Here is a 6186-nt window from a genome sequence, read left to right as displayed (position 1 = left end):
TTGTACAACCACCAGTTGCCACAGTCAGCGCTCAAGAGTAGTACGCCAATGCAGGCCATGAAAGAGTGGTACCAAGAGCACCCGGATCTGTTTCACAAGCGGCCATATGATCGTCCGGGATGTGACACTTAAGCATTTGCAGGAGCGAGCCCAGACTACGTGCTTTTGCTATCACTGTTAACGATGTCAGCCATCGCGTACACGTGTGCTGAGTTATCTGCGAAATTTAGAATTGTGAACGCGTGACGAGTTTGCAGGAGCGAACGGGGCCCCTGGCAACCTTATCCCGACCACAGGGCAAGGCGCGTAGTCTGTCACCATCCAGCGCAGTCTTTACATGCAGGCGAGAATATGAAAGCGGACCGTTTTACAACAACCCGGCTAGTCAACGCTTGGGGCACGCCGACCCTCTACGGTGTCTCGCGGTCGTCGACTGCGGTGGCAAAGGCTGCGGCAGCCGCTTTGCAGACGCACTTTAATATGGCCGAGTTGCAAGAGTGCGTTGCGGCTGAGGTGCGCTCGCTATCGAACACGCCCGCAGCCTCGTTTTGTCACTGCTCCGCAGCAGGCATTCTCATATCAGTTGCGGCCGCATTAACCAATGGCAGAACCGAACTTGCCAGAGACCTTCCGCGGGTGCATGAGGACGGCGTGACCGTAATTAATGTGGAGCACTGCGTTGACTATGGCCACTCAATACTTCAAGCCGTCCGAACGACAGGTTCACTGGTCGAAATTCTCACTGGCACGCGTGAACAACGCCTGAGCAAGTTGGCGGAGCTTGGCCGGGCCGGAGTTCTAAAGGCTGCTTTGTGGGTCGAGTCACTACTCGCACAGACGCCACCGCCGCTAGATCGCAATGAATTCGCTACGGCCGCGCATCATTTCAACGCTTGGTTGATCGTGGACGCGGCGGCAAAAGACTGGAAGTTGGCTGATCCCGCTTTCTTGAAATCCATGGACCTGGCCATCTTCAGCGCACAAAAATACTTAGCTGCACCTACCTGCGGGATCGTGGTGGGGACAAAACTGGCAATTGCCGCCTTCAACTCGAACCTGAAATGCATTGGTCGCCCCATGAAGCCGACAAAGGATGCCCTGATGGGCGTACTTGCAGCAATTCGGGAAAGAGACTGGCACGCACTGGATGCGGAACGCGAGGGCAATAGGGGGCGGGCGGAAAGGTTCACACAGCGCTTGCTGCGAGACGTCGTTGCAGACGTCCTTGTCGAGTCGGGAACTGAGCACGGACCGTATCCTCGAATCGCGCTCCACCTGGGTTCAAGTGCGCTCGCGACCGAGCTGTTCGAAACCTTGCTGGCATTGCCAGAGCCGATTGTCTTAAACCCCGCTCGAAAAGCGTCGGGGGTGCTGGACATTGAACTTACGCATGTGGACGATGAGGAAGAGGTGCATCTCATCGAACAACTCGCGCGGGCGCTGCGCGCGCAGCGCGATCGGACAACGGCAGAAGAATAGAGATCCCGATGGCAGCCCCGTTGATCGAGACGCATACCGCACAAATTTTCGTGCGTGTCGCTCATTCAAAGAGCATCTCACGCGCGTCAACTGAACTGGGGATCACCCAGTCCAGCGCGACAGCCCGCATGAAAGCGCTTGAAAAGCAGCTCGGTACCTTGCTGTTCACCCGTCACAGCCGCGGTGTCGTGTTAACAAGCGCGGGGGTGGCATTGCTTCCATATTGCAAGCAACTGGTGCAAGTCGCAGAAGCAGCTCACGCGGGCGTGAGAGTCATTGAGCGTTCCCAAGAGGAGCTGCGGCTCGGATGCTATTTCACGCTCGCAAGCCACCTGATGCCGGGACTGCTCGCCTCTTTCATGAGTCAAAACAGAGGCATCCGGCTTGCAGTGAGCGTCGCGAGCACGGAAGAAGTCAGAGGGATGCTCATTGACGGGCAGCTCGACTGCGCATTCATCGCAGGGGTGGGTCTTGACACCCGCATCACCGCCCATGTCCACATTCAAGACGAGTTCGGTTGGGTCTTTAAGCGCGGTCTCCTACCCGATGTCGCAAGCAGCCCGCTGGAGCGCCTGTCCTCCCTGCCGATCTACGCGACGAGAAAGGGCGCACTGTACGAAAGCTCAATCCGTCAGCTCTTTCAAGACGCAAAGACAGTACCGTCCATGCCGATTTTTCAGGAGCTGGGTTCAGTCGAGATCTTGCATGCAGTGCTGAAGCTGGGTCAGGGCTTCACATTTGTTTCCAGACACGTTTTTTCGGATGACATCGAGCATGGCGTTTTTGACTTTGTCCCTGCAACGCGTCTGCCGCGCCTGGACCCTTTTCTCGTTACCAAGAAAGGCGCACACCTCTCGCGAGCAGCAAATCTCTTCATCGATCATTCGATGATTTACAGCAAACGGTTAGACCACGGTTCCCAAGGGACTGAGCAGGGGACCTCATGAACACGGTACATCGATTTGCTGTCAAAGCTGATTTGCCGCTCATCATCGACATGTTGGCTGATGACGTCATCGCCTTGTTGCGAGAGACGCCGGAAGAAGAGAGGCGCGACGTGTACCTCCATGCTTGGGAGGACATGCAAAAAGACCAGTTCAACAAACTACTGGTTGCAGAAGTCGACGGCGAACTGGTTGGAGTGCTGCAGCTCACCTACATTTCAGGCCTTAGTCGGAGCGGCATGAAACGCGCGCAGATCGAAGGGATTCGCGTGGAGCGGGGACGGCGAGGACATGGGATTGGACGCGACCTTGTGGGTGCCGCAATCGGTCTTGCCAAAGCCCAAGGCTGCGGTCTGGTGCAACTAACCACCGATAAACGTCGGCGTCGCGCTAATGATTTTTATGAGGCCCTTGGCTTCGCTCCCACACATGAAGGAATGAAGCTTGTCTTTGACTGAGAAGTCTCGATCGTCTGACGAGTCACAACGCTACGGACGCTTGCGCCAATACGGTTTTGCGGTCGAGGGCATTCGCCCGAATGGAGTTTACCAGCCTGCGCTTGCCGTTGGATCCATGGTCTACAGCGCTGGTCAGGTTTCGCGAAACGGCAGCAGTGTGTTGCGCGCCAATTCGTCGCGAACGAACGGTCTTGAAGAAATGAAGGAGGCGGCCAGGCTGGCGGCGGCGCGCGCTGTGGCCGCGATCTCTGGCGTGGTGGACCTCGACGACATCAACCAGATCGTCTCGGTGACAGGCTACATCGCCTGTTCAATCGATTTCGTCGGGCACTCGGCAGTCATGGACTCCGCTTCCGAACTTTTGCTCGCGATCTTCGGCCCGGCCGCCGGCCGACACGTGCGCACAGCAGTCGGCGTGGTGTCGCTGCCTGCCGGGGGGTTGGTAGAAGTTCAAATCACCGCCAATCTTAGTCCGCGCGCCTGATCGCGCGACCATTTTGCAAAGCGAGTGAGACCGTGTTTCCTCAGATAAGGACCTATATGCTCAAAAAATTCCTTGTAGCCGTTCGCAGGATCGCCGCGCGATGGACTCGGCCTTTGCAGGGGCGAGATAGCGGCACGCGCCGCAGCGCTGCAAGCCGCATCCGCTTCGGTGTGGCGTGCTCGTTAATCTGCTCCGCCTCTTTGGCGGACAGCTTTCCCCAGCGTCCACTTTCGTTGATCGTGCCGTATGCCGCCGGCGGATCTACGGACGTATTCGCACGAGCCTTGGCCGAGGCAGCGTCAAAGACGCTCGGCCAACCAATCACCATCGACAACCGCACAGGTGCTGGTGGCAACATCGGGACGCAGTTCGTTAAACGAGCCGCGCCCGATGGCTACACCTTGCTGATGTGCTCCTTTGGTTGCGCAGTGGCACCGGCACTTTATACGCCAGCGCCTTTCGACATCGTTCGCGATTTCGAGCCTGTCGCTATGCTTGGCACGGTGCCAAGCGTCCTCGTCGTCAGTCCCTCGGTGCCGGCGAAGAACTTGCAAGAGCTTATCGTTTACGCAAAAGCGCATCCAGGCAAGCTGATGGCGGGTTCGGCCGGCGTCGGCAGCTCGCCCCACATGGGCTTAGAGCTTTTCAAGGCAAAGGCAGGCATTGATGTCACGCATGTGCCCTACAAAGGAGTTGCAGCCATCACCGTGGATCTGGTCTCAGGGCGCATCAGCATGCTTTTCGACAACCTGACAACCGCCCAAGCGAATGTGAAGGCGGGAAAGTTGCGTGCGTTGGCAGTCGCAAGCGAGAAGCGCATTGCGGCCCTGCCCGATGTCCCGACGTTTGTTGAAGCTGGTTTGCCGGGCTTTACCGTGACGCCTTGGTTCGGGATCATGGCACCAGCTGGAACGCCCACGGGAGTGCTTAACAATTTAAACGCAGCCTTCTTAGGGGCGCTCGCCGACCCCAATGTCGTGACCCGTACCCAAATGCTGGGCATCGAACAAGGCCCCGGCTCTCGGGCTGATCTCGCGCGTTTCATTTCGAAAGAACGGGACAAATGGGCGTCGATCATCAGGGCGAACGGTATCAGGGCGGACTGACCGCAAGCTTTCTCATGGACATCCTTGCTGTCTCGGCAGCTGCTTTGCTCGCCGGCTTTGTGGACTCGATCGTTGGAGGCGGGGGCCTTGTGATGGTGCCGGCTATGTTCGCTATCTTTCCCCTCGCCACCCCCGCAACCCTTCTGGGAACCAATAAGATTGCTGGGAGTGTGGGAACGGCCTTCGCGGCGTGGAAGTACACCAGTAGGGTTAATTTGAGATGGTCGAGCCTCTCGGGCGCTGCCGCGGGTGGGTTCAGCGGCGCATGCGCAGGTGCTTGGGCAGCATCGGCCTTCAGTCAGCAGGCGTTTCGACTTCTGCTCCCGGTTTTATTGCTGGGCGTGTTTCTGTACACAGCCGCGAAGAAGGAGTTGGGACACAACCACAGCCCGCGATTCGCCGCCAATGTCGAATTGCGAGTGGCATGCTGTTCCTGCCTGCCCATTGGGTTTTATGACGGGTTTTTCGGTCCAGGTGGTGGAAGCTTACTGATCTTCTTTTTTGTCCGCGCCCTCGGCTACGACTTTTTGCATGCATCAGCATCAGCAAAAGTCGTGAACTCTGCGACGAACCTGGCTGCGGTGATCATCTTTTCTGCGAAAGGCCACGTCTGGTGGCATGTCGCTGGTTGGCTGGTACTGGCCAACATCATTGGCACAGTTGTCGGCATTAGTGTGGCGTTGCGTTATGGCGCAGGATTTGTGCGGCGCTTGTACTTAGGCGTCGTCGGTGCATTGATATTAAAGTCTGCGTATGACGCCTATGGGATATGAAAAAGAAATGGGCAAATGATCCAGATCGCAGACTTCGTTCGAGAAACTTGGCGATTTGGCTCGCAGAAAGCGCACATGCGCCGCGGCTACCCGCGTCCAGCAATCGCAAGGTGGCAGGATTTGCCGACCTTATGGCCACGTCGAGATGTTCTACGTTGCACGGTGCGCCGGGCGTGGCGTGAGCGCGCATGGATGAGATTCACTGGCGCGTCCAGATGGAACTGGAGCAACTCTTTCGCACACCAGTCTGACTGCTCAACCGTTTTTCGCGATGTATTGTTTTAACGTGGAGACAGTTTAAAAGGTGGTGCGCGGAGGCTTGGCGCGTGAGAATGCAAGAGTGGCGACGAACCTCACGCATGCCTGGGGCGGGGCCCACAGTCCAAACAATTCAATGACCGATATTGAAGCAAATCGCTTGATTGTCGAAAAACTGCCGGGGCGGACGCGCGACCTTTTCGGCAGATTTGCCATCGGAGACGAAACGGCAAGCAGAGATGCTGGTGTCGACGCCGTGCTTTCAGGAGTCAAGACCGCAACGTCATCGTTGCCCTCGGACTTCTGCGGCGTTCGTCTTCCCTTTGTCGGCGCTCTAAGCGTCTTGGAAGATGGCTGCGGTCGAGGGCGAGTGATTGTTGAAACCACCGAAGTTGCGCTCACAGCCTTTGGTGACGTCTCAGCTAGTTTTGTAGGAGCCTATGGGGAGGGCGACGGCACCCATGAATGGTTTCGCGAACATATCGGAGATTGGTATAGAAAGCGTGACGAAACATTCGGCGACGGGACCATCATCGTATGCGAACATTTCAAAGTTGCAGCTGTCCTGAATCTTCCAGAGTCTAGTGGAGACTAGTGCGCCGTTCCCAGTCCTCAACAAAGGAAATCTCTGGGTGACGGGTGAAGATCTTGCGAAGGCCTTGCTTGGAGAGCCAACGCAGTTTA

7 protein-coding genes and 1 pseudogene are annotated in these 6186 nt (G+C 57.0%); all 8 read left to right on the top strand.

The window, feature by feature from the left end; genetic code table 11:
- Positions 1 to 132: pseudogene (locus KW835_RS18355) on the top strand (IS481 family transposase); the annotation flags it as partial.
- A 219-nt stretch (positions 133 to 351) separates the two neighbouring features.
- Entirely contained in the window at positions 352 to 1479 is a 1128-nt protein-coding gene (locus KW835_RS18350) for a hypothetical protein (RefSeq protein ID WP_218385048.1), read from the top strand.
- An 8-nt stretch (positions 1480 to 1487) separates the two neighbouring features.
- Complete coding sequence (locus tag KW835_RS18345) at positions 1488 to 2426, top strand: LysR family transcriptional regulator (protein ID WP_218385046.1); 939 nt, start codon at positions 1488 to 1490, stop codon at positions 2424 to 2426.
- Complete coding sequence (locus tag KW835_RS18340; protein ID WP_218385044.1) at positions 2423 to 2881, top strand: GNAT family N-acetyltransferase; 459 nt, start codon at positions 2423 to 2425, stop codon at positions 2879 to 2881. Before KW835_RS18345 ends, KW835_RS18340 begins: the two co-directional genes overlap by 4 nt.
- Positions 2868 to 3365, top strand: coding sequence for a RidA family protein (locus KW835_RS18335; RefSeq protein WP_218385042.1), 498 nt, complete (start codon positions 2868 to 2870; stop codon positions 3363 to 3365). Before KW835_RS18340 ends, KW835_RS18335 begins: the two co-directional genes overlap by 14 nt.
- Positions 3366 to 3421: 56 nt before the next feature.
- Positions 3422 to 4471, top strand: a complete 1050-nt coding sequence (locus tag KW835_RS18330) for a tripartite tricarboxylate transporter substrate binding protein (protein ID WP_218385040.1) — start codon at positions 3422 to 3424, stop codon at positions 4469 to 4471.
- Between the two features lie 14 nt (positions 4472 to 4485).
- Positions 4486 to 5244, top strand: a complete 759-nt coding sequence (locus KW835_RS18325) for a sulfite exporter TauE/SafE family protein (RefSeq protein WP_218385038.1) — start codon at positions 4486 to 4488, stop codon at positions 5242 to 5244.
- Positions 5245 to 5638: 394 nt separating this feature from the next.
- Positions 5639 to 6097 carry an ASCH domain-containing protein gene (locus tag KW835_RS18320; RefSeq protein ID WP_218385036.1) on the top strand — a complete coding sequence of 153 codons (459 nt, stop codon included), beginning with the start codon at positions 5639 to 5641 and terminating at the stop codon, positions 6095 to 6097.
- Positions 6098 to 6186 lie beyond the last annotated feature (89 nt).

The organism is Acidovorax sp. sic0104 (assembly GCF_019219095.1).
Taxonomy (GTDB): Bacteria; Pseudomonadota; Gammaproteobacteria; order Burkholderiales; family Burkholderiaceae_C; genus Acidovorax.
Note: the sequence above shows the minus strand (reverse complement) of the source record. Positions and strands in the feature narration are given on the sequence as shown.

What these genes read in the sequence shown, in the direction of transcription:
- KW835_RS18325 (WP_218385038.1), top strand. Translation starts at nt 4,486, where the DNA reads ATGGACATCCTTGCTGTCTCGGCAGCTGCTTTGCTCGCCGGCTTTGTG.
- KW835_RS18320 (WP_218385036.1), top strand. Translation starts at nt 5,639, where the DNA reads ATGACCGATATTGAAGCAAATCGCTTGATTGTCGAAAAACTGCCGGGG.
- KW835_RS18350 (WP_218385048.1), top strand. Translation starts at nt 352, where the DNA reads ATGAAAGCGGACCGTTTTACAACAACCCGGCTAGTCAACGCTTGGGGC.
- KW835_RS18345 (WP_218385046.1), top strand. Translation starts at nt 1,488, where the DNA reads ATGGCAGCCCCGTTGATCGAGACGCATACCGCACAAATTTTCGTGCGT.
- KW835_RS18330 (WP_218385040.1), top strand. Translation starts at nt 3,422, where the DNA reads ATGCTCAAAAAATTCCTTGTAGCCGTTCGCAGGATCGCCGCGCGATGG.
- KW835_RS18340 (WP_218385044.1), top strand. Translation starts at nt 2,423, where the DNA reads ATGAACACGGTACATCGATTTGCTGTCAAAGCTGATTTGCCGCTCATC.